The organism is Nonomuraea dietziae (genome assembly GCF_014195505.1).
In the GTDB taxonomy this organism is placed as follows: domain Bacteria; phylum Actinomycetota; class Actinomycetes; order Streptosporangiales; family Streptosporangiaceae; genus Nonomuraea; species Nonomuraea roseola.
This window is the reverse complement of sequence record NZ_JACIBV010000001.1, coordinates 2,767,509-2,793,358: the sequence shown is the minus strand read 5'-3', so window position 1 is coordinate 2,793,358 and position 25,850 is coordinate 2,767,509. Positions and strand designations below refer to the sequence as shown.

General features: G+C 70.6%; 20 protein-coding genes and 2 pseudogenes. 7 read left to right on the top strand and 15 right to left on the bottom strand.

The features are described 5' to 3' along the window. Window positions 1-10: 10 nt before the first annotated feature. From FHR33_RS13395 to FHR33_RS13380, 4 genes are all read right to left on the bottom strand, one after another. Complete coding sequence (locus FHR33_RS13395; RefSeq protein ID WP_183646720.1) at window positions 11-1,891, bottom strand: glycoside hydrolase family 127 protein; 1,881 nt, start codon at window positions 1,889-1,891, stop codon at window positions 11-13. Then, the gene (locus FHR33_RS13390) at window positions 1,884-2,651 is read right to left on the bottom strand and encodes a carbohydrate ABC transporter permease (protein WP_183646717.1); all 768 of its coding nucleotides are present in this window, start codon (window positions 2,649-2,651) and stop codon (window positions 1,884-1,886) included. Before FHR33_RS13390 ends, FHR33_RS13395 begins: the two co-directional genes overlap by 8 nt. An 81-nt stretch (window positions 2,652-2,732) precedes the next feature. Beyond that, entirely contained in the window at window positions 2,733-3,602 is an 870-nt protein-coding gene (locus FHR33_RS13385; protein WP_246451813.1) for a carbohydrate ABC transporter permease, read from the bottom strand. Window positions 3,603-3,611: 9 nt separating this feature from the next. Further along, the gene (locus FHR33_RS13380) at window positions 3,612-4,862 is read right to left on the bottom strand and encodes an ABC transporter substrate-binding protein (RefSeq protein ID WP_183646714.1); all 1,251 of its coding nucleotides are present in this window, start codon (window positions 4,860-4,862) and stop codon (window positions 3,612-3,614) included. Window positions 4,863-4,963: 101 nt separating this feature from the next. Here FHR33_RS13380 and FHR33_RS13375 point away from each other — a divergent pair, with 101 nt between their 5' ends. From FHR33_RS13375 to yjfF, 6 genes are all read left to right on the top strand, one after another. Then, complete coding sequence (locus FHR33_RS13375; RefSeq protein WP_312895516.1) at window positions 4,964-5,971, top strand: LacI family DNA-binding transcriptional regulator; 1,008 nt, start codon at window positions 4,964-4,966, stop codon at window positions 5,969-5,971. 444 nt (window positions 5,972-6,415) lie between these two features. Continuing rightward, on the top strand, window positions 6,416-7,393 hold the full coding sequence (locus FHR33_RS13370) for a LacI family DNA-binding transcriptional regulator (protein ID WP_183660059.1): 978 nt from the start codon (window positions 6,416-6,418) through the stop codon (window positions 7,391-7,393). A 589-nt stretch (window positions 7,394-7,982) separates the two neighbouring features. Beyond that, entirely contained in the window at window positions 7,983-8,963 is a 981-nt protein-coding gene (locus tag FHR33_RS13365; RefSeq protein ID WP_183646708.1) for an ABC transporter substrate-binding protein, read from the top strand. Between the two features lie 313 nt (window positions 8,964-9,276). Next, window positions 9,277-10,809: a sugar ABC transporter ATP-binding protein gene (locus FHR33_RS13360; RefSeq protein WP_312895515.1), complete on the top strand. Its 1,533-nt coding sequence runs from the start codon at window positions 9,277-9,279 to the stop codon at window positions 10,807-10,809. Next, window positions 10,809-11,801, top strand: a complete 993-nt coding sequence (locus FHR33_RS13355) for an ABC transporter permease (protein WP_183646705.1) — start codon at window positions 10,809-10,811, stop codon at window positions 11,799-11,801. Before FHR33_RS13360 ends, FHR33_RS13355 begins: the two co-directional genes overlap by 1 nt. Further along, window positions 11,798-12,766 (top strand): galactofuranose ABC transporter, permease protein YjfF, encoded by a 969-nt coding sequence (gene yjfF / locus FHR33_RS13350; RefSeq protein WP_183646702.1) that lies wholly within the window; start codon window positions 11,798-11,800, stop codon window positions 12,764-12,766. The genes FHR33_RS13355 and yjfF overlap by 4 nt, the downstream gene beginning before the upstream one ends. Before the next feature lie 111 nt (window positions 12,767-12,877). Here the strand turns inward: yjfF and FHR33_RS50185 are convergent. After that, window positions 12,878-13,264: pseudogene (locus tag FHR33_RS50185) on the bottom strand (ABC transporter permease subunit); the annotation flags it as partial. Between the two features lie 394 nt (window positions 13,265-13,658). Further along, window positions 13,659-14,075: pseudogene (locus FHR33_RS50175) on the bottom strand (ABC transporter permease subunit); the annotation flags it as partial. On the opposite strand from FHR33_RS50175, the gene FHR33_RS50170 reads away from it, so the two are divergent. Then, on the top strand, window positions 14,041-14,520 hold the full coding sequence (locus tag FHR33_RS50170; protein ID WP_246453656.1) for a hypothetical protein: 480 nt from the start codon (window positions 14,041-14,043) through the stop codon (window positions 14,518-14,520). The pseudogene FHR33_RS50175 and the gene FHR33_RS50170 overlap by 35 nt on opposite strands. Here FHR33_RS50170 and FHR33_RS13340 read toward each other — a convergent pair. From FHR33_RS13340 to FHR33_RS13300, 9 genes are all read right to left on the bottom strand, one after another. Next, entirely contained in the window at window positions 14,495-15,943 is a 1,449-nt protein-coding gene (locus tag FHR33_RS13340) for an ABC transporter substrate-binding protein (RefSeq protein WP_312895514.1), read from the bottom strand. The two genes, FHR33_RS50170 and FHR33_RS13340, sit on opposite strands and share 26 nt — an antisense overlap. 147 nt (window positions 15,944-16,090) lie before the next feature. Continuing rightward, entirely contained in the window at window positions 16,091-18,052 is a 1,962-nt protein-coding gene (locus FHR33_RS13335) for a glycoside hydrolase family 71 protein (RefSeq protein ID WP_246451812.1), read from the bottom strand. 73 nt (window positions 18,053-18,125) lie between these two features. Further along, on the bottom strand, window positions 18,126-19,568 hold the full coding sequence (locus tag FHR33_RS13330; RefSeq protein ID WP_183646697.1) for an amidohydrolase family protein: 1,443 nt from the start codon (window positions 19,566-19,568) through the stop codon (window positions 18,126-18,128). Further along, window positions 19,565-20,347: an ABC transporter ATP-binding protein gene (locus FHR33_RS13325; RefSeq protein ID WP_183646695.1), complete on the bottom strand. Its 783-nt coding sequence runs from the start codon at window positions 20,345-20,347 to the stop codon at window positions 19,565-19,567. The genes FHR33_RS13330 and FHR33_RS13325 overlap by 4 nt, the downstream gene beginning before the upstream one ends. Further along, the gene (locus tag FHR33_RS13320) at window positions 20,344-21,309 is read right to left on the bottom strand and encodes an ABC transporter ATP-binding protein (RefSeq protein ID WP_183646693.1); all 966 of its coding nucleotides are present in this window, start codon (window positions 21,307-21,309) and stop codon (window positions 20,344-20,346) included. The genes FHR33_RS13325 and FHR33_RS13320 overlap by 4 nt, the downstream gene beginning before the upstream one ends. Beyond that, window positions 21,306-22,103, bottom strand: a complete 798-nt coding sequence (locus tag FHR33_RS13315) for an ABC transporter permease (protein ID WP_183646691.1) — start codon at window positions 22,101-22,103, stop codon at window positions 21,306-21,308. The genes FHR33_RS13320 and FHR33_RS13315 overlap by 4 nt, the downstream gene beginning before the upstream one ends. Beyond that, window positions 22,100-23,029 carry an ABC transporter permease gene (locus tag FHR33_RS13310; protein WP_183646689.1) on the bottom strand — a complete coding sequence of 310 codons (930 nt, stop codon included), beginning with the start codon at window positions 23,027-23,029 and terminating at the stop codon, window positions 22,100-22,102. Before FHR33_RS13310 ends, FHR33_RS13315 begins: the two co-directional genes overlap by 4 nt. Beyond that, window positions 23,026-24,642 (bottom strand): ABC transporter substrate-binding protein, encoded by a 1,617-nt coding sequence (locus FHR33_RS13305; protein ID WP_183646686.1) that lies wholly within the window; start codon window positions 24,640-24,642, stop codon window positions 23,026-23,028. The genes FHR33_RS13310 and FHR33_RS13305 overlap by 4 nt, the downstream gene beginning before the upstream one ends. Then, complete coding sequence (locus FHR33_RS13300; RefSeq protein ID WP_183646683.1) at window positions 24,639-25,787, bottom strand: amidohydrolase; 1,149 nt, start codon at window positions 25,785-25,787, stop codon at window positions 24,639-24,641. Before FHR33_RS13300 ends, FHR33_RS13305 begins: the two co-directional genes overlap by 4 nt. Window positions 25,788-25,850: the final 63 nt, after the last annotated feature.

The window sequence follows — 25,850 nt, the reverse complement described above, 5'->3', positions numbered from 1 at the left end:
CCCGGGCCCCCTAACCGGTCGTGGGCAGCCAGACGCGCATGGTGGCGGGGCCCGCGTTGCCCCACCGGTGGTACGGCACCAGCCGCAGGCTCGTACCGGTGGTCGCGGGCTGCGCAGGTCGCGAGCTGTAGGGCCAGCCCGCACTCTCCTCCTCCCCGAGCACGGCCTCGACCTCCAGCTCGACCACGCCCGAAGGTCCGGCGTGCTCGACCGGGGGAGTGAGGCGGGCCGAGAGGCCGGCCAGCGGCGGCTCGTCGGCGACGGACTCGGCGCAGTAGACCAGCGGGCCCCGCTCCACGGCGGCGGTGCCGCGCAGCGCGTCCACCCTGCGGTCGGGGAAGGTCCATCGAGGGGCCATCGGCAGGTCGAGCGTGACGACGTCGCCTGCCCGCCACTCACCCTCGACGGCCGTGTATCCCGGCGTCGCGTCCCTGACGATCCGCGTGCGCGCGGCGACCTCGTCGCGGGCGCCTGCTGGGAAGGGCGCCTCCCGCCGCGCGAGGTCGGCTGCCTGAGCGGGGCCGTACCCGACGGTCGCCCCCTCCGCCCACGCAGGCACCCGCAGGGAGAGCCGCCCGCGCCCGTCGGCCAGCATCCGCACCCCCACCCCGCCGGACCAGGGGTAGCCGGTCTCGACCGCCACGCGCAGGCCCGCGCCCTCGATCACCGCAGGAGTGTGGTGGTGGATCCGCAGCCCTGAAGGGTCGGCGGCGGCGAGGTAGGAGCCCAGAGAGGCGAAGGTGCGGGCGATGTTGCTCGGGCAGCACGACACCGCGAACCACGGCGAGCGCAGCCCGCCGCTGTGCCCCAGGTTGATCCCGTCGGACGGCTCGGCAGGCACCCGCACCTGCAGCGGGTTGGAGTAGAAGAACGACCGCCCGTCCAGCGCCACCCCCGTCGCCAGGACGTTGAACAGGGTCCGCTCGGCCAGGTCGGCGTAGACCACCTCGCCCGTGGCCAGCAGCAGCCGGTGCGACAGCATGATCGAGGCGATCCCCGCGCAGGTCTCGGCGTAGGCGCGGTCGGGCGGCAGCTCGAAGTCCTCGCCGAACCCCTCGTCGGCGTGGCGCGAGCCCATCCCGCCCGTCAGATGGGTACGGCGCGCCACCGCCCGCTCCCACTGCGACCGCACCGCCTCCATCAGCTGGTCGTCGCCGGTCTCCACCGCGACGTCGACCGCGCCGCAGGCCAGGTAGAGCGCCCGTACGGCATGCCCGCGCAGCGTCGTCGCCTGCCGTACGGGAAGGTCGTCCTGGAAGTAGGCGGCGCCCAGGTGGATCGGGCCGAGCGCGGGCAGCCCGCGCCGCTCCAGCAGGCGGCGGGCCAGCTCCAGGTAGCGCTCGACCCCGGTCGCCCGGTAGAGCTCGACCATGGCCATCTCCAGCTCGGGGTGCCCGCAGGTCTCCGTGCCGTCCATGAAGCGGCGGCAGACGTGGTCGGCGGCCTTGCGCACGGCCTCGGTGAAGGCGTCCTGGCCGTGCGTGCGCAGCCTGGCCACCCCCGCCTGGATCAGGTGGCCGTAGCAGTAGAGCTCGTGGCCCCACTCGAAGTCGGTGTAGCGGCTGCCGCTCCACCTGGTGTTGAGGTAGCCGTCGCCCTCCTGTGCCTTGACCACGGTGAGCGCGAGCTCGGCGAAATCCGGATGACCGGCCCAGGCCATGGCCTCGAGCAGCTTGTAGATCTCCGAATCGCTGAACTCCCTGCCGCGCCTGGGCAGCTCGCCGCGGAAATTGCCGATCCAGCCTTCGCGCTCCATCCACTCATGGGCGTGCGCGATCGTGACCTCTCTGTTCAGCGCCACGCGGTCGCCCCAGAAACCGGGCGCGAGCCTGACCGCGTCGAGCCCGAGAGGAGACAGCGCGCCGGAGGAGGGCAGGACGGGGTTAGCCACGCAGAGCTCCTGACATGAATCCGCGCACGTAGTGGCGCTGGAGGAGGACGAAGAGGATCAGGCAGGGCAGCGCCATGACCATGACGCCCGCCTGCAACACGCCGTAGTCGATGGCGCCGAAGGTCTGCTGCGTCATGCTGACCACGGCGACCGGCAGGGTGAAGGACGCGCCGTCGTTGAGCAGGATGAGCGGCGCGAAGAAGTCGTTCCACGAGGCGAGGAAGGCGAACAGGCCGACCGTCACCAGCGCCGGCCGTACGGCGGGCAGCAGGACGCGCAGGAAGGCCAGGAAGGTGCCGCAGCCGTCGACCATCGCCGCCTCCTCCAGCTCACGCGGCACCGCCTCGAAGGCGTTGCGCATCATGAACAGGGCGAAGGGCAGCTGGAACATCACGAACACCAGCGAGAGCCCGACCAGGGAGTTCTGCAGGCCGAGGTAGCCGAGCAGGACGTACAGCGGGATGAGGATGGTGGCGTAGGGAACCATGAGGATCGCCAGCGTGGCCAGGAACAGCAGGTTCTTGCCGGGGAAGTCGAACCGGGCGAAGGCGTAGCCGCCGAGGGCCGCGACGACGAGCGTGCCCGCCACCGTCATGGCCGAGACCAGCACGCTGTTGGTGGCGTAGGTGCCGACGCCCTCGCCGAAACGGGCCATCTCCAGGTAGTTCGACGGGTCTTCGAAGGAGGCCCAGCCGCTCCACACCAGCGGGAAGAGGAACAGCACGGCCAGGGCCGACAGGGTGGTGTAACGCCGCGTCATCGGTCGTTCACCTCTCCTCACTCTCTGCGCGGGCCGTTCGTCCCTCGCGGGCCGCTCCGCTCGCCGCGTCGGGTTCTCTCCTCATCGCAGTCTCCGCATCATCAGCGCATTCAGGCCGACCAGCGCCACCAGCAGCACCACCGACAGCGCCGCCGCGCCGCCGAGGTCGAAGCGGAAGAACGCCTCGCGGTAGATGACCATGACCATCGAGACGGTGCTGTTGTCGGGGCCGCCGTTGGTGAAGACGAAGAACTGGTCGAAGGCCAGCAGCGAGCCCGTGACGCTGAGGATCAGCATCAACGCCAGCGTCGGGCGCAGCAGCGGCAGGGTGATCCTGGTGAAGATCTGCCAGCGCCCTGCGCCGTCGCTCCTGGCCGCCTCGTAGACCTCGACGGGGATCGCCTGGAGCCCCGTCAGCAGGATGAGCATGTTGAACCCCGCGAACCGCCACACCACGAGCGCGATCGTCGAGAACAGCGCCATGTCGGGGGTGCCGATCCACTTGACCGGCTCGTCGATGAGGCCGACGGCCCGCAGGAGAGGGTCGATGGGTCCGAAGTCGTTGTTCAGCAGGCCGTAGAACAGCAGCGCGGCGGCCGCGAAGCCCACCGCGCCAGGCAGGAAGAACGCGGTCCTGAAGAAGGTGATCCCCGGCCTGCGCTCCTGCACCAGCAGGGCCAGGCCGAGGGCGACCAGCGAGAGCAGGACCGTGGTGATCACGGTGTACTTCAGCGTGAAGAGCACCGCGTCGAGGAAGAGCGGATTGCCGGCGATCTTGAGGTAGTTGGCAGGGGCGTTGAACGCGGCGCTGCCGAGCAGCGGCCAGCGGTGCAGTGACATCCACACCACCAGCACCAGCGGGGCGAGGAACAGCACGCCGACGATCAGGGCGGTGGGCGCGGCGTAGACCCAGCCCATCGCCCGCCTGGAACGGGCGGCGGTCAGTCGCAAGGGTCTCTCCTACTGCTGCAACGAGGCGGTGACCTCGGCGTTGAGCCGTGCCACCTTGGTGGTGTCGCCGAACATCGCCTCACGGGCCAGCCGCAGCCACGGGCCCTGCGGGTCGTTGAACGTCTGGCCGAAACGCGGCGCGTACGGCGTCTGCCCCTTGGCGACCAGCGAGTTGATCAGGACCACCCTGGGGTCCTTGGCGGAGTGGGCGTTGGCGGCCAGGTCGGTCCTGGCCAGCACGTCCTTGTTCTTGGCCATGACCTCGACCTGCGCCTCGTCCGAGACGGTCCACGACAGGAACTCCCACGCCGCGTCGGCGTGCTCGGTGGTGGAGGAGATCCCGACCGAGTCCCCGCCGACGAACGTCGACTCGCCCCCTGAGGGGCCCGCGATCGGGGCGACCCCGATCTTCAGGTCGGCGGGCATCAGACCGAGCGTGGTCGAGGGCATCGGCATGACGCCGATCTCGCCCTTGGCGAAGTAGCCGGTCCAGGTCGGTCCCTGCTCCTCCTTGGCCGTCGGCCCCGTCACGCCCTTGTCGTAGAGCCCGCGCCAGATGGCGAAGACCTCGCTCATCGCCGCCTGGTCGTTGAGGGAGGCGGTTCCCTCGGCGTTCATGATCTGCCCTCCGGCCGCCCAGACCGAGGGCCAGAAGGTGAAGACGTAGCAGCCGCCGCAGTTGCCGCCGAAGAAGGTGCCGTGGACCTTGCCGTCCCCGCCGAGCTTGTCCTGGACGGCCGTGGCGTGCTCGGCGAACTCCTTCAGCGTCTTCGGGCCCTTCTCCGGGTCGAGCCCGGCCTTGGCGTACAGGTCCTTGTTCCAGAACCAGACCGACAGGTCGAGGGTGTGGGGGAGCGTGTACTGGCGGCCGTCCATGGTGCCCAGCTTCATGTGGCTCGGCGCCAGACCCGCCTTGTACGGCAGGGCGTCGATCCGGTCGGTGATGTCCAGGAAGAGGCCCTGCGAGGTGTAGTTCGGCACGAAGATCACGTCGGCGGCGAAGACGTCGGGAAGCTGCTTGGCCCCGGCCGCCGCCGCGATCCGTGGCTGGTAGTTGTCGGTCGGGATGACGGTCAGCTTCACCTGGTTCTTGTGGCCGGCGTTGTAGGCCTTCACCAGGCGCTCGCTCTGCGCCTGGGTCGCGGCCCTGGTCCACATCGTGATCGTGACGGCGGCGCCCTCCTGCGGCGTTTCGCCGCCGCCACATGCTGTTAGCGTTAACAATGCAGCGAGCGCGATTCCGGTCACCACACGTCTCATGGCTGTCTCTCCTCTGAAACCGTCCCCCGCAGCGAACTAAAAGGTTTTCGGAAACGTAAGAGAAACACTGAGCGGTGTCAATGGCATGTACTGTCTCTGGTGTGCGAAAAGGATTTCGGCCGACCATTACCGATGTGGCCGCCCTGGCGGGCGTCTCGATCGCGACGGCCTCCAAGGCGCTCAACGGACGGCAGGACGTGCGCGACTCCACCCGCCAGAGGGTCCTGGAGGCGGCGCGGGAGCTCGCCTTCCAGCCCAACGAACTGGCCAGAGGGCTGCTGTCCGGCCAGACCCGCACCGTGGGGCTGCTCACCTCCGACAGTGCGGGCAGGTTCGGCATCCCCGTGCTCCTCGGCGCCGAGGACGCCTTCGGCGCGGGCGAGATGGCGGTGCTGCTCTGCGACGCCAGGGGCGACGCCATCAGGGAGCAGCACCATCTGAGGGCGCTGCTCTCGCGCAGGATCGACGGGCTGATCGTGGTCGGCGAGAGCACCGACCCCCGGCCGTCGGTGAGCAGCGACGTCCCGGTGCCGGTGGTCTACGCCTACGGCCCCTCGGAGGATCCCGCCGACGTCTCCTTCGTGCCCGACGACGTGGGCGGGGCGGCCATGGCGGTACGTCACCTGCTGGCCATGGGACGGCGGCGCGTCGCGCACGTCACGGGCCCCGCGCACTACAAGGCCGCCAGGGACCGCGAGGAGGGGCTGCGCCTGGCCCTGGCCGAGGCGGGGGTGGCGCAGACGGGACAGACGCTGTGCGGGCCATGGTCGCAGCGGTGGGGGCGGCATGCCGCCGAGATGCTGCTGATGGCCGAGCCTGAGATCGACGCGGTGTTCTGCGGGAGCGACCAGATCGCGGCGGGTTTCGTGGAGATCGCCCGCGAGCGCGGACGGCGGGTGCCTGACGACCTCGCGGTGGTGGGCTACGACAACTGGGAGGTCCTGTCGACCGAGACGCGACCCGCGCTGACCACGGTGGACATGAACCTCGAGATGCTCGGCAGGACCGCGGCCCAGCACCTGTTCGCCGCCATCGACGGCAGGGCCACGCCCGGTGTCCACCGGATGCCGTGCGAGCTGGTCATCCGCGACTCCACGGGCCGGTCGTGACAGCTCCCGCCTTCCGGTTCTCCCGATCGTTCCCCCGCGAGGCGTGTGGGCGCGGGGAGGGGCGGGGCCGGTGCCGTTCCGCGGCCCCGCTGCTGGTCGCCCGACGGCGGCCGCCTGCGTCAGGAAAGTGATCTTCCACGGGCTGTCTGGCTCTGCGGCTTGTCGACCCTCCATGTCCGCGGGGTTCCGGTGTTCCCTTCCTCGCGGCAGTCACCTCCACCATGTGGTTCCACGCTCTGACGCCGGCCTTGGGCGCCGTCCTGGGCGGGCCACCAGTTAACGAGGCGGGCGGGTCGGCCGTCAAGGGGCGTTAACAGCAGGTTTCGTGTGACCGGACCGTAATCGTGCAGACCCTTGACGCTCCCTAGTGTTAGCGCTCACAGTCTTGCCCAGACAAGAAAGGAGCAAGCCGTGGGAGCGACCGATGCGCGCCGACCGCCAGTCATGGCCGATGTGGCCAAGGAGGCGGGCGTGTCGCACCAGACGGTCTCACGGGTGCTCAACGACCACCCCAACGTGCGCGGAGAGACCCGCGCCAGGGTGCTCGCGGCCATCGGCAAGCTCGGCTACCGCCGCAACCTCGTCGCCCGCGCGCTGGTCACCAAGCACTCGAGGACGCTCGGTGTGGTCAGCTTCGACACCACCCTGTACGGCCCCGCCAGCACGGTCTACGGCATCGAACAGGCCGCCAGATCGGCCGGATACTTCGTCAGCATCGTCAGCCTCAAATCGATCGACAGGAGAGGGGTGCTCGATGCCCTCGACTACCTCGCCGACCAGGGTGTGGACGGAATCGTCGTGGTCGCGCCCCAGCGCTCGGCCGCCACGGCGCTGACCGACCTGCCGGGCGGCATCCCGACCGTCGCCGTCGAGGGCGGACAGGCAGGCGGGGTCCCCGTCGTCTGCGTCGACCAGGTCGAGGGCGGCAGGCTCGCCACCGAGCACCTGCTGTCGCTCGGGCACGAGACGGTCTGGCACGTGCGCGGGCCGTCCGACTGGCTCGAGGCCGAGGGACGGGTGGCCGGATGGCGGGCGGCTCTGGCCGCGGCGGGTCGTGACGGACCCGAACCGCTCGCCGGGGACTGGAGCCCGCGCTCGGGCTACGAGGCCGGGCGCAGCCTGGCGAACATGAAGGACGTCACCGCGGTGTTCGTGGCCAACGACCAGATGGCGTTGGGCGTGCTGCGGGCGTTCACCGAGCGGGGGGTGAGGGTGCCCGACCAGGTGAGCGTCGTCGGTTTCGACGACATCCCCGAGTCGGAGTTCTTCTCCCCGCCGCTCACGACCATCAGACAGGATTTCGACGCGGTCGGCAGGCAGAGCATCGAGGTGCTGCTGCGGCAGATCGGGGGCTCGGGTGAGCGCGAAAGGCTCGTGGTGTCGCCCTCCTTCGTGGCGAGGGCGAGTACGGCGGGGCGGTAGCCGTACCCGGCTTGCCGGGAGGACGGAGACGGTCTGGCTAGGACGCGCTCCCGGCCAGGAGGCAACGACAGGCTACGACCTGACCGGCAGCGCGTGCCGGCCAGAAAACGGTGACACGCACGGCTTGCTCGCAGCGCGAGACGGGCCGGCCGGTGCGGTAGGGCCTGGCTTGCAGCGCATACGGGTCAGGAGGCAACAGCGCAGTACGGCCTGGCCGGTGGCACGAACCGGTCAGGTGCCGACAGCAAAGTGGGACGTAGCCGGTAGCGCAGGACGAGGCAGCGGCGCCGGCGCGGTACAGCCTGGTTGGTCCGGTGCGGTACAGCCTGGTTGGTAGGGCGAGACGGGCCGACTGGTGCAGCAGGGCCTGATTGGCAGCACGTGCCAGTCAGGAGGCACCGGTGCGGCACGGCCTGGCCGGTGACGCGAACCGGTCGGGTGGCGAGGGCGAGGTACGGCCTGGCGCCGTAGCTCGGCCGGATGAAGTGGCAGGACCGGTACGGCCTGGTGGTCGTACCGGATCAGGAGCGAGGCGCGACGTCGCAGACGCGAATGTTAGCGCTAACAATCAGAGAGGACACCCCCCAACGTGTTGAAGAGGATCTCGGCCCTGGTGCTCGCGGGGCTCACGGCGGCCGCGCTCACCTCCTGCGGTTCAGGAGGCTCCGGCGGCGCGTCAGGTGCGGACGACGGCTCGATCACCATGGGCTTCTCCCAGGTGGGCGCGGAGAGCGGATGGCGTACGGCCAACACCAAGTCCGTCCAGGAGGCGGCGAAGGAGAGCGGCATCACGCTGAAGTTCTCCGACGCCCAGCAGAAGCAGGAGAACCAGATCAAGGCCATCCGCTCCTACATCCAGCAGAAGGTGGACGTGATCGCCTTCTCGCCGGTGGTGGAGTCGGGGTGGGACACCGTGCTGAAGGAGGCGCGCGACGCCAAGATCCCGGTGATCCTCACCGACAGGGCGGTGGACTCCAAGGACACCACTCTCTACAAGACCTTCCTCGGATCCGACTTCGTCGAGGAAGGCCGCAAGGCGGGTAAATGGCTCGTCGAATCGTTCAACAATTCCACAGACCCCGTGAATATCGTTGAACTTCAGGGCACCACGGGCTCCGCACCCGCCAACGACCGCAAGGCCGGCTTCGCCGAGGTGATCGGCGCGGACCCCAAGTTCAAGGTCATCGCCTCGCAGACCGGCGACTTCACCAGGGCGAAGGGCAAGGAGGTCATGGAGGCCTTCCTGAAGTCGAACCCCGACATCGACGTGCTGTACGCGCACAACGACGACATGGGCCTGGGCGCGATCGAGGCCATCGAGGGCGCGGGCAAGGTGCCGGGCAAGGACATCAAGATCATCACCGTGGACGCGGTGAAGGACGGCATGCAGGCGCTGGCCGACGGAAAGATCAACTACATCGTCGAGTGCTCGCCGCTGCTCGGCCCGCAGCTGATGGACCTGGCGAAGAAGGTCGTCAAGGGTGAGACGGTGCCGGCTCGCGTGGTGACGGAGGAGACGACGTTCACGCAGGAGCAGGCCAAGACCGCGCTCCCGAACCGCAAGTACTGACCGAACGGCCCCACGGGGCGCCTCGGGCGTGATGTATCCGGGCCCGGAGCGTCTCCGGGCTTTGAGGCTCGAGTCTCCGGAGCTCGGCGCGCCTCGGGCCTGCGGCTCCCGGACACTCCGGCCTCCGGGCCGCGTCCTCGATCCCCGGAGTTTCCGGTCGCCGGCGCCCGGAGTGTCCGGGAGCCGGCTCTCCGGCTCCGGGTGTCCCTCCCTGGGCGCTCGCATCCTCCGGTTGGAGGCCGGGCGGGTCGTGGAGGAAGGGCCGCTTGTCGGGTGGGCGGTGAAGAGGGTGGGCGGCCAGGAGGGGCGCCCCGTGAAGAAGGAGAGGGACGTCGTGATGGCGGTACCCGAGCCGATCCTGCGCATGACCGGGATCGGCAAACAGTTCCCCGGGGTGAAGGCCCTGGACGGTGTCGACTTCCGGCTGCTGCCCGGTGAGGTGCACGCGCTGATGGGGGAGAACGGCGCGGGGAAGTCCACCCTGATCAAGGTGCTCACCGGGGTCCATCCCGTCGACACCGGCACCATCGACCTCGACGGTGTCCCCGTCGCCTTCACCGGGCCGCTGGAGGCGCAGCGGGCCGGGATCAGCACGGTCTACCAGGAGGTGAACCTCTGCACGAACCTCTCGGTGGCCGAGAACATCTTCATCGGCAGGGAGCCGAGGAAGAGGGGCCGCATCGACTGGAAGCGGATGCGCGCCAGGGCCGCCGAACTGCTCGCCAGGCTCGATCTCGACCTGGACGTCTCGGCGCCGCTGGAGGCCTACTCCCTGGCCGTGCGGCAGATGGTCGCCATCGCCCGCGCCGTCGACATCGAGGCGCGCGTGCTGATTCTCGACGAGCCGACCTCCAGCCTGGACGCGGGTGAGGTGGCGCAGCTGTTCAAGGTGATGCGGACGCTCAAGGGCGAGGGCATCGCGATCCTCTTCGTGTCCCACTTCCTGGATCAGATCTATGAGATCGCCGATCGTATGACGATCCTGCGCAACGGCAGGCGGGTGGGCGAGTACCTGGTCAGCGAGCTGTCCCAGGTGGAGCTGGTCGGCAAGATGATCGGCCAGGAGCTCAAGGAGCTCGAGCGGTTGCACGGCGAGGCGAAGAGGTTCGACGCGCCGCTGGTCGAGGCGCGCGAGCTGGGCCGTCCGGGAGCGATCGAGCCTTTCACGCTCACCATTCACGAGGGCGAGGTCGTCGGACTCGCGGGGCTGCTCGGCTCAGGCCGTACGGAAGTGGCGCGGTTGCTCTTCGGGGCCGACCACGCGGGCGGGGGAGAGATCGCGGTCGGCGGGACGCCGGCCGCGCTGCGCACGCCGCGCGCGGCGATGGGCCACGGGATCGCCTTCTGCTCGGAGGACAGGAAGGCGGACGGGCTCGTTCCCGATCTCACGGTCAGGGAGAACATCATCCTCGCACTCCAGGCCACCAGGGGGTGGACCAGGCCGGTGCCGCGCGAGCAGCAGGACGCGCTGGTCGGGAAGTACATCAAGGCGTTGAAGATCAGCCCGCCCCATCCCGAGCACCTGGTGCGCAACCTCAGCGGCGGCAACCAGCAGAAGGTACTGCTGGCCAGGTGGCTGATCCTCGAGCCCAGACTGCTCATCCTCGACGAGCCCACGCGCGGCATCGACGTCGGGGCCAAGGCCGAGATCCAGCGGCTGGTGGTGGAGCTGTCCGACGGCGGGATGGCGGTGCTGTTCATCTCCGCCGAGCTGGAGGAGGTGCTGCGCCTCAGCCACAAGGTGGGCGTGCTGCGCGACCGCAGGCTCGTCGCCCAGCTGCCCAACGACGAGGAACTGACCACGGAGGTGCTCATGGAGACGATCGCGAGCGGAGGGCGGCCCTGATGCGACGCCTGCTCTGGCCGTTGGTGATCCTGGCCGCGCTACTGGCGGTGAACGTGCTCTTCACACCGGGCTTCTTCTCGATCCAGGTGCGCGAGGGGCACCTGTACGGGAGCCTGATCGACATTCTGCGATTCGGCGCTCCGCTGATCCTGGTGGCGCTCGGCATGACGCTGGTCATCGCGACCGGCGGCATCGACCTGTCGGTCGGCTCGGTGGTGGCGATCTCGGGGGCGCTGGCCTGCCTGCAGATCAGCCAGGACGCCGGTGTGTTCACCGCCGTCGTGCTGGCGCTCGGCCTCTCGGTCGCGCTGGGCGTGTGGAACGGGTTCCTGGTCGCCAACGCGGGCATCCAGCCCATCATCGCGACCCTGATCCTCATGGTCGCGGGGCGTGGGCTGGCCCAGCTGATCACCGACGGGCAGATCATCACCGTCAACGACCCCGCCTTCAAGCTCATCGGGGGCGGCTACCTGCTGACGGTGCCGTTCGGCATCCTGCTGGTGCTGGCCGTCCTGGCCGTCACGGCGTTCCTGACCCGCAGGCTCGCGCTCGGCATGCTGATCGAGGCGGTCGGAGGGAACGCGGAGGCCAGCAGGCTCGCCGGCATCAGGGCGCGCGGGATCATCGTGATGGTCTACGCGTTCGCGGCGCTGTGCGCGGGAGTCGCCGGGCTGATGATCAGCTCGAACGTCTCCAGCGCCGACGGCAACAACGCGGGGCTGTGGATCGAGCTCGACGCCATCCTGGCCGTCGTGATCGGCGGCACGTCGCTGGCCGGCGGGCGCTTCTCACTGGCGGGGACGGTGCTCGGCGCGCTCATCATCCAGACGCTCACCACGACGATCTACTCGATCGGCGTGCCGCCGGAGACCACGCTGCTGTTCAAGGCGCTGGTGGTGACGGTGGTCTGCCTGCTCCAGTCCGCGGCCTTCCGCGAGAAGGTCTTCAAGCGCCGCGCCCGTACGGCGGGGGCCCAGGAGGTGGCGGCATGAGCGCGCTCGCCTCCCGGCAGAGGTACCTGCCCGCGCTGGTCACCGGGTGCCTGTTCGCGGCGATGTTCGTGGCGGGCGGGATCCGCTACGAGGGGTTCGCCAGCGGCCAGGTGATTCTCAACGTCTTCGTCGACAACGCCTTCCTGCTGGTGGTCGCGGTCGGGATGACGTTCGTCATCCTCACCGGCGGGATCGACCTGTCGGTCGGGTCGGTGGTCGCGCTGTCCACGATGATCGCCGCCACCCTGATGTCGGGCCCAGGCTGGCCGCCTTACGTGGTGATCCCGCTGGTGCTGCTGATCGGCTCGGGGCTCGGGCTGGTGATGGGCTACATCATCCACGCCTTCGACATCCAGCCGTTCATCGTGACGCTGGCGGGCATGTTCCTGGCCAGGGGCCTGTGCTACACGATCGGCACCGAGTCCGTCCCGATCGAGGACGCGACCTTCACCGCCTTCGCGCAGACCAGGATCGACCTGTTCGCGGAGATGTGGATCTCACCGAGCGTGATCATCGCGGCGGTGGTGGTCGCCGTGGCGGCGTACGTGCTGCACTACACCCGCCTCGGCAGGGCCGTCTACGCCACCGGGGGAAGCGAGCAGTCGGCGCTGCTCATGGGGCTGCCCGTGGGCCGCACGAAGATCGCCGTCTACACGATCAGCGGGTTCTGCTCGGCGCTGGGCGGGGTGCTGCTGTCGTTCTACATGCTCTCCGGGTACGGCCTGCACGCCGTCGGCATGGAGCTCGACGCGATCGCCGCCGTCGTCATCGGCGGCACCCTGCTGACCGGCGGGTCGGGGCTGCTGCTCGGGACCGTGCTGGGCGTGCTGGTGCTGGGCCTGATCCAGACGATCATCAGCTTCGAGGGCACGCTCAGCTCGTGGTGGACCAAGATCTTCATCGGTCTGCTGCTGTTCGTCTTCATCGTCCTGCAGCGCCTGTTCTCCTCCAGGAGCTCCCGTTGACCTCCGAGGCTCCGGCCGGCGTGGCCTGTCGTCACCGGCGACCTGCCGGCGGTCGGCGACAGTGACCGCGAGTGCGGCGAGGGCTGCGAGCGCGGCGGCGGGGGCGAGCACCGCCCAAGGGGCGCGTTCCACGTAGGGGAGCGATTCGGCCAGCATCAGTCCCCACTCCGAGGACGGCGGCTGGGCGCCCAGACCGAGAAATCCGAGGGAGGCGACGGCGAGAGCGATCGCGGGCAGCCGGAGCACCGCGTGGCGGGCGACCGGGCCCGCGACCGCCGGCAGCAGGTGGCGCCAGAAGATCCGCAGCTCCGAGGAGCCCAGCCCGCGCTGGGCCGTCAGGTGTGGTGCCGCCTTGGCCTCCTCCAGCAGCGCCGCGGTGTGCATGGCGAGCGGGGCCCATGCCACCAGCCCGACGGCGAACGAGGCCCCGAGGACCCCCGGCCCGTACAACGCGGCCACCACCAGTCCGGTGAGCACCGGTGGCAGGGCGTTGACCATCTCCGCCGCGCCCGCCGTGAGCCAGGGCAGGAGCCCGACGACCAGGCCGACGAGGTAAGCGGCCAGGCACACCAGGACGGCGACCCCCACGGTCGCCAGCGCGCCGTGGCCCACGCGGGCCAGCACGTCGCGGCCCAGGCCGTCGGCGCCCAACGGCGCGTCGCCGGAGGGGGTGGCGAGCCGCGCGGCGGTGTCGAGCGCGGCCGGGTCGCGCAGGAGTCCCCAGCCGATGACGGCAAGCAGCACGACGGCGAGCAGCGCGGGCAGCGCTCGGCCGCGTGGGCCCGAGGTGTCGGGCGGCGGCGGCGCCCGTGAGCGCGGCGCCGAGCAGGCCACGCCTGAGCAGGTTGGCCACGACTCCCACGGCGAAGCCCAGCAGGACGAGGGTCAGCACCGCCGCCTGCAGTACCGGCAGATCCTGCGCTTCGGCCGCGCCGAGGGCGGTGCGGCCGAGACCGGGTATGGCGAAGATCTTTTCCACGGCGACGGCTCCCCCAGTGAGGCCGACCACCACGAGCCCGAGTTGGGGAAGCAGGGCGGGCATGGCGCGCCGCGCGGCGGCCCGCGCGACGGTCTTCGCGGGGAACCCGGCCGCACGCCAGGTGGGTACCCATCGTTCGCGTAGCGCGCCCCGCAACGCGTCATCGGCCAGGTGAGCGAGGAGTCCGCCGGCCGGCACGCCCAGCGCGATCGCGGGAAGGATCAGGTGGCGTGGTTCCTGCCAGCCGTACGGCGGAAGCCAGTCCAGCCAGACGGCGACCACGATCAGGGACACGGTGGCGAGCAGGAACTCCGGGATAGCGGCGAGCATCGCCGCGCTGGCGCCGTGTCCGCCAGGGGCATGGCCGCGTGCGGCCCTGAGCGCGGTCGGCGCGCACAGCGCGACGGCCACCACCACCGCGACCGCCATGGCCGCCGCCATGAGGGTGAGCGACACACCGAGCCCGGACGCGATGCCCGGCAGCACCGGACGACCGGACACCCAGGAGACGCCCGCGTCGCCGCGCGGCAACCCGGACAGCCAGCGCCAGGTATGCGCGACCGGCCCCGCGTCCAGCCCCAGGTCGGCCCGGATCGCCGCGAGCGCCTCGGCGGTCGGTTCCTGCTCGGCCGAGCGGGCCCGCAGCAACGACAGCGCGGGATCCCTGCCCGACAGCCACGGCAGCGCGCCTACCAGGGCGACCGCGCCCGCGATCGCGACGGACCTGCTCAGCGATGCACCCAGGCGGCTCATCGAGCGTGCGTGTCGGTGGTGATCAGGAGGCGTTCGCGCGGGTCCTTGACCGAGCCGGTGACGCCCTTCGCGTCTCCCTGCAGAACGCGCTCGTGCAGCATCGGGATCGCCGCGCCGGTGTTCAGGATCGCGGCTTCCGCCGCCAGGATCGCGCGCCGGCGTTTCTCTCCCGCCGGAGTGCGGGCGGCTTCCTCGAGCGCGGCGTCGACCCGCTCGTCACACAGCTGGGCGATGTTGAAGGACCCCTCGCAGCTGAAATCGCTGACCATGTACGCGACCGGGTCGCCGGAGTCCAGTACGGTCGCCCGGGACAGGATGAAGGCGTCGAAAGCGCCCTCAAGGGCGTCCGCCTCGATGTGCGCGTACTCCCGCACGACGAGCTCGACCTCGAATCCGGCCCGCTCCAGTTGCTGGCGCAGGACCGCGGCCACCTCGGGCAGCTCGGCCCGGTCGGTGAAGGTCGCCAGAGTGATCTTCGTTCCGTTCGCCGGGCCTGGCTCGACGGTGGCGGGGCGGGCCGGACGCCGCGCGCTCCACGGCAGGGCGGGACCGAGCAGACCGGCGGCGACGTCGGCCCGGCCCTCGTACACGCCGGTCACCAGGGCCTTGCTGTCGATGGCCGCGCGGGCCGCGGCGCGCAGGCCGGGGTCCTTGAACGCGCCTCTCGCGGTGTTGAGGTAGAGGGTGTTGGTGCGCGGCATCGGCACCTCGCTGATCGTCCGGGAGTCCAGTAGCGCGGCCTGCGAGACCGGGATGGCCTCGACGATGTCGGCCTCGCCGGTCCTCAGCGCGGCGGCGCGGGCCGTGCCGTCCGGCACGAACCGCACCTCGATGCCGGCGGCCTTGGCCCTGGGACCCCAGTAGCGCTCGTTGCGTTCGAGAGTGGCGCCAGAGGTGCCGTCCACCTTGGTGAGCACGAACGCGCCGGTGCCCGTGCCGACGGGGTTCACCGTGCGTCCCTGGTACGCCTTCTCGGCCAGGATCGCCAGCTGCGGACTGGACAGGCGGTGCGGCACCAACGGGTCGGGCGTGGCGGTGGCCACGAGCACCTTGTCGTCCTCGGCCGTCACCGTCAGCTCGACCCCGTCCAGGATTCTGGGCTTGGGCGCGGCAGCGGCGGCGGCGCGCAGGGAACGCGCCGCGCGCTCGGCGGTCAGCGGCGTGCCGTCATGGAATCTCACGTCCCTTCGGATCGTGAATGTCCACGTCAGCCGGTCGCTCTGGGACCAGCCGGTGGCGAGCGCCGGCTGGGGATCGCCCGCGGCGTCGAGGTTGACCAGAGTCTCGGCCGTGCTCCAGCGCGACAGCTTGAACGCGTCGTCGCTCAGCGGGTTCAGGCCGGAGCGGGGCGGCTGGAGCATGACCAGGTCGATGCGGCCGGCTCCGGCGTCCGCCGCGCCGGGCATGGCCGAGCAGCCGGTCAGGGCGATCAGGGAGAGGATCACGGGAGGAATGAGAAGGGAGCGCATGCCGGTCTTTCGCCAAGGGGATTCGAGCTCCGCACCCTAACACAGAATGAAAACCGTATTCATTTTTGCTTGGCGGCGGCCATCGGACACGGGCGGGCCCGCGGGGGACCCGCCCGTATCAGGTCACTTCCTCCCGCTGCTCACCGCGTGGTACTGCAGGTCCTGCACGGTGAAGTCCTTCTTCACCTGCCAGGGCGAGGTGACCGTCACGGCGCCCACCGACGCCTTGTTCGTCCCGTACGCCAGGGGGAAGGTCTTGGCCTGGAGCCCGGCCTGGCCCGCGTAGGTCTTCTCGACCCCGCCGATGCTCGCCTTGACCGTGGCGGCACGGGTGAGGAAGGACAGCACCTCCACCGTGTCGCGCGGGGCGCTGGTGCCCGAGCGCGGGAGCATGAACTTGGTCTGCGTGCCCGACGTCGGCCTGGCGGCGGCGAACTGCGTGCGGTGCGTCAGGTAGAGCGTGTCACGCGTGATCGCCGGCGCCTTGCCGGTCTTCCACCAGGTCAGGTAGTAGGAGGAGATGTCCAGGTAGGCGCCGCCGTTGTGCACCGAGGGCGCGAACTGGGTGCCTTCGGAGAAGTCGTTCCAGGTGGTCAGCTGGATCCAGTCGGCGCCGCCCGAGATCGACTTCTCCCACGTGACGCGCAGGTTCTCCGTGTTGTTGGCCTCGTCGTAGATGCCCTGGTTGGGACGCTCGTCCTGGACGGAGACCGGCTGCATCCAGATCTTCTTCAGCTCGTGCGCCTTGGCGATGTTCGAGGCGATGCCGCTCTGCCCCGCCGGGCTGCGGTTGCCCCAGTTGGAGAAGCCGTAGCTGATCGGCGCGAAGGCCGCGGCGTTGGAGGGGAAGTTCAGGAAGACGGGGACGAAGGCGACCGTGATGCCGTGGGTGTCCTTCATGATCTTCATGAAGTTCGTCCACCAGGCGGCCGACTGGCCCTCCGCCTTGAACGGGGAGATCACCAGGCGCCGGTCCGGCAGGCGGTAGACCGACTTGGCCGTGGCGAGCTTGGCCATGGCGGCGGCCAGCGTGGCCGCGTCGGTCTTCAGCGAGGTCATGTCGGGCATCAGCACGATCTTGAAGCCGGGGTCGACGGCGTCGGCCGCCTTAATCAGGGTGTTGAGCCTGTCCCAGTGGGCGCTGGTGAGGGAGAGCACGTCCACGGTGAAGCCGTCGAGTCCCGCCTCGACGGCGGTCTCGATCTCCTGCTTCATGTCGGCCAGCTGCCAGTCGCCGGACAGGACGCCGCGCGGGATCGGCCGGTCGCGCAGCAGGCCGCCGTAGGCGAGGTGCTTGTTGCTCTCGCCCGTGGGGGTCAGGTAGTGCTTGGTGTAGTAGTCGTCGGCGCCCGCCCTGTTGTTCAGCGAGATCGGGTACGGCGTGAAGTAGTGCGCGAAGACCTTGCGCTCGGAGGCCCGCAGGGTGGCGGTCGAGGGCATGGCGAAGGGCAGCGGGCCGGTGGGCGCCGGGGTGGCCGCCTCGGTGTCGTAGCCGATCGTCAGCTTGGGGCCCTGGCCCGAGGTGGCGCGCGAGGAGTGCAGCACGCCGTGGGCGCCCGAGGGGGAGGTGAGGGCGAAGTCGTAGGCGCCGTTGCCGGTGAAGGCCGACGACACGTCGAGCTTGGCCGTGCCGCCCGCTGTCAGGCCCTTGTGAGTGGTGATGACCTCCCCCAGGGCGGGGCGGTTGTCGAACGTGAGCGAGTCGGCGGTCCACTCGCCCTTGACCGGGCGCACCTCCAGTGTGGTGTCGGTGGTCCTGACCGACTGCACGTCGAGGGTCATCGTGACGTTGACGGCGTTGGCCGGCACGTCCTTGACGTCGAAGCGGACGAAGGCGCCGCGCTCGGAGGCGGCGGCGCCATCGCACGGGGTGGTGCAGACCGACAACCAGGTGACGGTGTGGTGCGTCTTTCCCGGCCCTGCCTGGCTGACGTAGCTGTCCTCGGCGGAGGCGAAGGAGACGGTCTTCTCCGCCTCCGCGACAGCGGGGGTGACCGCCGCGGCGGTGCTTCCCAGGAGGACCAATAACAGGGTGATCGCGCGTAGGCGCATACTCATCGTGCCCTTCATGTAGCGATATGTCATGACATACCGCGTGACAACGGGCAAGATCATAGGCTGACGGATCACCGGTCCACCGGGTTTCGGACCGAAACCCTCACGCCGGCCGAAATGACGGAGGGAACAGCTCCTCCACCGGCCTGTGCAGGTGGTCGCGCGTCGAGTAGGCGGCCTTCATCTCGGTGAAGTACGCCTGGGCCCGCGCCATGAAAGCCTTCTCGTCCACGCCGGGGATCACCCCGTCGCGCATCACGACCCTGCCGTCGATCACCACGGTCGTCACGTCGGCGCCCGAGCAGTTCATCAGCAGGGTTCTGATCGGGTCGTCGACCGGGCCGGTGCGCGGGCCCGACAGGTCCACCACGACCAGGTCCGCCTTCGCTCCCGGCGCCAGCCTTCCCAGGTCGTCGCGGCCGAGCGCCCGGGCGCCCGACAGCGTGGCGGCACGGTAGTAGTCGGCGGCCGAGCCGGCCTCCAGCCGCCCGGTGACGAGCTTGGCCAGGTTGTTGCCGTAGTCCATGTTGCGGATCATGTCGGGCGGGAAGGAGTCGGTGCCCAGCGCCACGTTCACCCCCGCCGCCCGGTAGCGGTCGAAGTCCTGGAGCGCGTCGCCGTACCTGACGGTGGTCAGCGGGCAGTGCACGATGCCGGCCAGCGCGGCGAGCCGGTCGGGCGAGCCCTCGAAAGGCGTCTCGGGCGCGCCGAGGTAGAGGGCGTGCGGGATGAGCAGCCTGGGGCCGAGCAGTCCCACCGACTCCAGCACGTCGAGCGGGTGCCTGCCGTACCACTCCCGCAGCAGCCGCAGCTCGGACAGCCCCTGCATGCAGTGCAGGCGCACCAGGCAGTCGAGTTCCTCGGCGGCGCGCGCGGTGGCGCGCATCAGGTCAAGGGTGACGGTCTCGATCCTGCACGGCAGCAGCGCGCCGCGCAGCCTGCCGTCGTAGGCGCCGTCGAAGTCGCGGACGAACCTGACCGCCTCGGCCAGCCCCTTCTCTCCGAGCTCGGGCTCCCAGTGCACGTCGCGAGCGCCGTCCCTGACCACCGGCACGCCTGAGCGGTAGCTGGGGCCGAGGTACATGCGCAGGCCGAGCCGTCCGGCGATCTCGGCGACGCCGGCGAACTCCTCGTACGACTCCGCCCACGCGCTGTGTGTCTCGGCCGCGATCGGCATCGCGGTGGTGATGCCGTTGCGGATCAGCTGGGTGAGCGCGTACTCCCGCATGAACAGCGTCTCCTCCAGCGGGAAGACGGCGGCCCTGCGCCCGGCGGCGTACTCGGCCGACCAGGTCAGCCCGTCGGAGGAGGCATGCCAGGTGTCGATGAGGGCGTGGTCGATGTCGGACAGCGCGTCGAGGTCGATGAAGCCGGGCCCGACGATCGCCTCGCCCGCGTCGATCACCTCGTCGGCGGGCCCGTCGTAGGAGGACCCGACATGGACGATCGAGTCGCCCGCGTAGACGACGCAGCCGTCGCGGTGGACGACGTGGTCGGCGCCGTCGAAGCCGATGACGTACGACGCCCTGACAACAGTGGTGCTCACGTGCCTCTCCGAGATGGTTTCCAGCCTGGCCTGGGGACCGCGGCCAGGAGGGCTCTGGTGTAGTCCTCCTGAGGTTCGCGCAGCAGGTCCGCGGTGGGACCCCGCTCCACGACCGCGCCCCTGTGCATGACGATGGCGCTGTCGCTGATCTGGTTGACGACGGCCAGGTCGTGCGAGATGAAGACGTAGCTCATGCCGCCCGGCGCGCGCAGGTCGGCCAGCAGGTTGAGGATCTGCGCCTGGATCGAGACGTCGAGCGCGGCCACCGCCTCGTCGAGCACCAGCACGCGCGGCTCGACGGCGATCGCGCGGGCGATGGCCACCCGCTGCCGCTGCCCGCCCGACAGCTGCTTGGGCAGCATGGCGGCGTGCCGCTCGGCCAGACCGACCGACTCCAGCAGTTCGAGTGTGCGCCTGCGCAGCTCGGCGGGGGTGAGGGTGAAGTGCAGCGACAGGCTGGTGGCGATCACGTCGCCGATCCGCTGCAGCTTGTCCAGGGAGGAGTAGGGATCCTGGAAGACGATCTGGATCTCCCTGGCACGCCTGCGCCGCTCCTTGGAGGAGACCCTGCCCGCCGCACGCGGGCGGCCGCAGACGGTGATCGTCCCGCTCGTGGGGGTCTCCAGGCCGAGCAGCATCCTGGCCACCGTGGTCTTGCCCGAACCGGACTCGCCCACGATCGCCAGGGACTCGCCCTCCTCGACGGTGAACGACACCTCCTCCACCGCCACGGCCTCGCCGTAGACCTTGCGCAGCCGTTCGGCCTGGATGACGGTCATGACTCCCCCTGGAGGGTCAGCTCGGCCGAGCGGGTGCAGGCGACGGTGCCGTCGAAGACCGGCCGCGCCTCACCGCACGCGGCCAGCGCGTGCGCGCAGCGCGGGGCGAAGGCGCAGCCAGGGTCGGCCTCGAAGGCGGCCACCGGCCTTCCGGGGATGACCAGCAGGCGGTGGACGGTCTCCTCCAGCCGGGGGCGCGACAGGAGCAGACCGCTGGTGTAGGGGTGCAGGGGCGCGGCGGTGAGCGAGCCCGCCTCCCGCGCCTCGACGATCCTGCCCGCGTACATCACCGCGAGCCTGTCGCACGTCGCCGCCGCCAGCTCCAGGTCGTGCGTGATCAGCAGCATCGCCATGCCGCGCTCGCGCCGCAGCTCGTCGAGGATCGCCATGACCTCCGACTGCGTGGTCACGTCGAGGGCGGTCGTCGGCTCGTCGGCCAGGATCAGGTCAGGTTCGAGCGCGAGCACAGAGGCGATCATCACCCGCTGCAGCAGCCCGCCGGACAGCTCGTGCGGGTACTGCCGCAGCCGCCGCGCCCCGTCGCCGATGCCCACCTCCGCCAGCAGCCGTACGGCCCTGGCGGCGGCCTCGCGGGCGGGCAGGCCCAGGTTGGCCACCATGGCCTCGGTCAGGAAGTCGCCCACGCTGCGCACTGGATTGATGTGCGCCCTCGGGTCCTGGAAGATCATGCCGATGCGCCTGGCCCTGAGCGCGCGCAGCTCCTTGGCGCCCAGCGAGGTGACCTCGGCGCCGTCGAAGACGATGCTGCCGCTGACCCGCGCGCCCGGAGGCGTCAGCCCCAGCACCGCGCGAGCCGTCATCGACTTGCCCGACCCCGACTCCCCGACCAGGCCCACGGCCTCGCCGGCGCCGATCGTCAGGTCGACCTCCTCGACCAGCGTCCGCCACTCGCCCGCCGAAGGGACGGCGAGCGCGAGGCCGGAGATCGTCAGCAGGCTCATACGGTCCTCCCCAGACGGTCGCCGAGCACGCTCACCGACGCGACGACCAGGGCGATGAGCACCCCTGCGGAGATCGCCTCCAGCGGCTGGCCGCGCATGGCGCTGTCGAACCCGCTCTTGACCATCAGCCCCCAGTCGGCGGCGGGCGGCTGCACGCCGAGCCCGAGGAAGGAGATCGCGGCCACGTCGATCACCGCGAACCCGAGCGCCGAGACCGACTGCGCGACGATGATCGGCCGCAGGTTGGGCAGCAGATGCCGCACGCAGATGGCGAAGGCCGAGCGGCCCTGCACCCACGCGGCGGCCACGTACGGCAGGCTGCGCTCCCGCAGCGCCGCCGAGCGCACCACCCGCGCCACGTACGGCGTGTACGCCACGGCCAGCCCCGCCACCACGCCGGGGATGCCGGGACCGAGCACCGCCACGGTGATCAGGGCGAACACGATGCCGGGCACCGCGAACAGCACGTCGAGCACGCGCGAGATGACGGCGTCCACGCGGCCGCCCGCCCACGCCGCGGTGATCGCCAGCGCGGTGCCCACCACGCTGGAGACGCAGATGACGAGCGCGGGGCCGAGCAGCGTGGTCCGCGCGCCGTACATGAGCCTGGACAGCACGTCGCGGCCGAGCGCGTCGGCCCCGAGCGGATGCGAGGAGGAGCTGCCCGCCAAAGCGCTGAGCAGGTCGGGGAAGTCGGGGTCGTAGGGCGCCAGCAGCGGAGCGGCCAGCGTGGTCACCGCCACGACGGCCAGCAGCGCGGCTGCCGCCGTGCCGAGACCGCCCAGGCGGCTCACCGCGACAGGCGCGGATCGAGAGCTGAGTAGCACAGGTCCACCAGAAGGTTGATCAGGACGAACGCGGTCACCAGCACGAGCACCACGGCCTGGACGATGGCGAAGTCGCGCTGGAGGATCGCCCGGACGAACAGCGAGCCGAGGCCGTCGAGGGCGAAGATGTTCTCCACCACGACGGAGCCCGCGATCAGTCCCGCGATGTTGAGCCCGGTGACCGTGACCACCGGGATCGAGGCGTTGCGCAGCACGTGGCGGCGGACGATGTGGCGCTCGCCGAAGCCGCGGGCGCGGGCGGTCTCCACGTGCTCGCGGTTCAGCTCCTCCCGCACCGAGGCGCGGGTGATGCGGGCCAGGAACGCGGCGCTGGCCAGGCTCAGCGTGATCGCGGGCAGCGTCAGGTGGTAGAGCCTGTCGAGCAGGCCCTCGCCAGGTCCGAAGACGGGGAACCAGCCGAGCCCCACCGAGAACACGATCGCCAGCAGCACCCCGACCACGAACGGCGGCGTGGCCAGGAACAGCGAGGACAGCACCCCGATCGCGGTGTCCAGCCTGCCGCCGCGCAGCCCGGCCAGCAGGCCCATGGCGATGCCGCCCGCCGAGATCAGCACGGTCGCGTAGCCGACCAGCAGGACGGTGGTCGCCACCCTCGAGCCGATGAGCGCGGCCACCTCCTGCCGGTAGACCAGCGAGCTGCCGAAGTCACCGGTCAGCGCGTCACCCAGCCACGAGAGGTAGCGCAGCAGGAACGGGTCGTCCAGGCGGTACTGCGCCCTGATGGCGGCGACCTGCTCGGGCGTGCCGCTCCTGTTGCCGAGCAGGAAGGCCATCGGGCCGCCGGGCACCAGGTACAGCAGGCCGTAGACCAGGAAGGAGGCCACCAGCAGCACCACGGCCAGGCCCGCCAGCCGCTTCAGCAGGAAGCTCACTTCGCGCCCAGCCCCACGGCCCACGGGTAGTACAGGTAGGGGAAGGACGGCACGGCGCCGGTGACGCGGTCGCTCATGTAGAGGATGACAGGCAGGTTGTTCAGCGGCATCCAGGCCACGTCGCGGGTGACCTTGTCCTGGATGCCGGTGACGAGGGCGGCCCTGGCGGCGGGGTCGGCCTCGGCGCGGGCCTTCTTGATGTCGGCGTCGACCGCGGGGTAGCCGTTGAAGTTGGTGCGGCCGCCCGCCTGGAAGACCGTGTAGATGTCGAGCGGGTCGGGCACGTTGCCGTACCAGGTGGAGAAGAAGGCGTCGACGCCCTCGCGCGCCTTCGGGTCGGAGTAGAGGTTGCCGTACTGCTCGACGGGGACGACCTTGATGTCGATCTTCAGGCCGAGCGCCTCACCTGTGGCCTTGATGAGGTTGGCGGTCTGCTCGTGGGTGGCCGCGCTGCCCTGGATGGCGATCGTGATCGGCTCGGTGGGCGAGCCCGCCTCGGTGAGCAGCTGCTTGGCCTTGGCCAGGTCCTGCGTCTCCTGTGGGAGCGCCTGGTAGGCCTTCTCGAAGGTGGCCCGCTCGTAGCCCCAGTACTCCGCGCCGGCCAGCGTGCGCTGCGGGGCGGCGGTGCCCTGGAAGACGACCTTGGAGATGGCCGCCCTGTCGAGGGCGAGCGAGAGCGCCTGCCGTACCTTCGGGTCGGCGTAGGGGCCGTCCTTGGCGGCGCTGAGCAGTGTCCAGAACGTCAGCGACTTGCCCAGCGTGACCGAACCCGTCGTCGACTCCCGCAGCTGGGCCAGGCCCGCGGGCGGCAGGTAGAAGTACTGCCCGTCCACCTCGCCCGAGCGCAGCGCGTTGACCGCGGTCGTCTCGTCGGCGATGAAGCGGAAGACGATCTCCTTGGACTTGGCGGTCAGCGCCTTGTCCCAGTAGGCGTCGTTGCGGACGATCGACAGCGAGTCGCCCGACTTCCACGCGCCGAACTCGAAGGGGCCGGTGCACATCAGGCCGCCCGTGGGGGAGCCGAGGTCCTTCTTGGCGGCGTACTCCTTGGACACGATCGCACCCGCCGCCGTCGCCATCGCCTGGTTGAACAGCACGTCGGCCTGCTTCAGGGTGACCGTGACCTGCATCGGCCCGGTCGCCTCGACCTTCTCGACGGTGGAGAAGTAGTCGCTCCACCAGGTGCCGAGCGCCGGATCGAGGTGCCGCTTCAGGCTGGCGGCGACGTCCTGGGCGGTCAGCGGCTTGCCGTCCCAGAACGTCACGCCCTCGCGGATGGTGTAGACCCACGTCGTGGGCGTCGGGTTGTCGGCCTTCTCGGCGAGGCCCGGCTCGATGGTGAAGTCGGGGGTGAGGCGCAGCAGGCTCTCGCACATGTTGGCCAGCGCGGTGTTCTCCGCGTAGTTGAACGACCTGATCGGGTCGAGCGTCTGCGGCTCGTAGGGCAGGTTCCAGGTGACCTTGTCCAGACCCTTGGCCGCCGCGGCGGTGGAGGTCTTCAGGTCGAGGGCGACCGGCGCGGCGGAGGCGGGGGCCTGCTGGGTCTGGGGCCCCGCGCCGCAGGCGGCGAGGGCGAGGGCCAGCCCTGCGAGGGGTACGGCACGACGGATCATCGGGGGGACCTTTCGAGAAGGCGTCCTTCGCGGGCGATCACGGCCCCGCCTCGGACGACGAGCAGAGGGGCGGGCCGGTCCACGACGGCCTCGGCGAGCGAGGCGGCGGGCACCAGCACGAAGTCGGCCGGGTCCCCGGCCTTGAGATCGACCCGTTCGAGGCCGAGGAGCGCGGCGCCCCCGTGCGCCGCGACCGCGTAGCACGCGGCCAGCTCCTCGTCGGTCCTGGCGTCGGTGCGGTAGGCGAGCAGGTGCGCCCGCGCGATCATGTCGCCGTCGCCGAACGGCGTCCACGGGTCGCGCACGCCGTCGGAGCCGGCGGCCAGCAGCACGCCCGCCGCGGTGAGCGGGCCGACGGGCAGCACGGGGTCGGCGCCGAGCGCGCAGGTGGTCAGCGCCACGTTCGACTCGGCCAGCAGGTCGTCGAGCTCGCGCGCCTCGGCCAGGCAGAAGGCGTGGCTGATCGTCACGCGCGTGCCCGTGGCGCGGCGGGCGATCTCCCTCACCTGTGCGAGGCCCTGCTCGCCGCCGTCGTGCAGGTGGATGTCGAGCGGTGCGCCGGTCCGCTCGGCGAGGCCGAACAGCACGTCGAGGTGGCCGTGCAGGTCGCCGTCGATGCCGAGCGGGTCGAGGCCGCCGATGACGTCGGCGCCCTCGCCGAGGGAACGCTCCATCAGCTCGGCGGTTCCTGGGCGGGTGAGCAGGCCCAGCTGGGGGAAGGCGACGATCTGCACGTCGAGCAGGTGCCTGCGGGCCTCGGCGGCCTCCCGCACGCCGTGCACGTTGGCCAGGCCGTACTCGGGGGCCACGTCCACGTGGGCGCGCCAGGCCCGGGTGCCCCTGGCGACGGCGCTGTCCATCAGCGCCCCCGCCCGCTCGGCCACGGAGGCCGTCATGCCCGCCCGCGCCTTCACCTCGCCCTCGATCAGCTCTCGCAGGGTCGAGGCGGGCGTACGGCTGAGCCAGGTGTGGCCCCACGTCGTCTTGTCGGGGTGGATGTGGGCGTCGACGGGGGCGGGCAGCGCGAGCGCGCCGCCGCCGTCGACGATCACGGTGTTCTCCGGCCTCGTCGAGGGGTCGGCGATGCGGCCGTCGACGACCAGCAGGTCGTGTGGGCGGATATTGGTGAACAGCACGGAGTCCATGGGAGGTGATCCCCTTAATCTGAGGAGAACTCCGGACTAGAATAATCAGACATCAGATGTTTA

Bases quoted from the DNA above. Each gene is read 5' to 3' on its own strand.
- yjfF (WP_183646702.1), top strand. From the start codon at position 11,798: ATGAGCGCGCTCGCCTCCCGGCAGAGGTACCTGCCCGCGCTGGTCACC.
- FHR33_RS13320 (WP_183646693.1), bottom strand. From the start codon at position 21,309: ATGAGCCTGCTGACGATCTCCGGCCTCGCGCTCGCCGTCCCTTCGGCG.
- FHR33_RS13390 (WP_183646717.1), bottom strand. From the start codon at position 2,651: ATGACGCGGCGTTACACCACCCTGTCGGCCCTGGCCGTGCTGTTCCTC.
- FHR33_RS13305 (WP_183646686.1), bottom strand. From the start codon at position 24,642: ATGATCCGTCGTGCCGTACCCCTCGCAGGGCTGGCCCTCGCCCTCGCC.
- FHR33_RS13335 (WP_246451812.1), bottom strand. From the start codon at position 18,052: ATGACATATCGCTACATGAAGGGCACGATGAGTATGCGCCTACGCGCG.
- FHR33_RS13300 (WP_183646683.1), bottom strand. From the start codon at position 25,787: ATGGACTCCGTGCTGTTCACCAATATCCGCCCACACGACCTGCTGGTC.
- FHR33_RS13325 (WP_183646695.1), bottom strand. From the start codon at position 20,347: ATGACCGTCATCCAGGCCGAACGGCTGCGCAAGGTCTACGGCGAGGCC.
- FHR33_RS13355 (WP_183646705.1), top strand. From the start codon at position 10,809: ATGCGACGCCTGCTCTGGCCGTTGGTGATCCTGGCCGCGCTACTGGCG.
- FHR33_RS13380 (WP_183646714.1), bottom strand. From the start codon at position 4,862: ATGAGACGTGTGGTGACCGGAATCGCGCTCGCTGCATTGTTAACGCTA.
- FHR33_RS13370 (WP_183660059.1), top strand. From the start codon at position 6,416: ATGGCCGATGTGGCCAAGGAGGCGGGCGTGTCGCACCAGACGGTCTCA.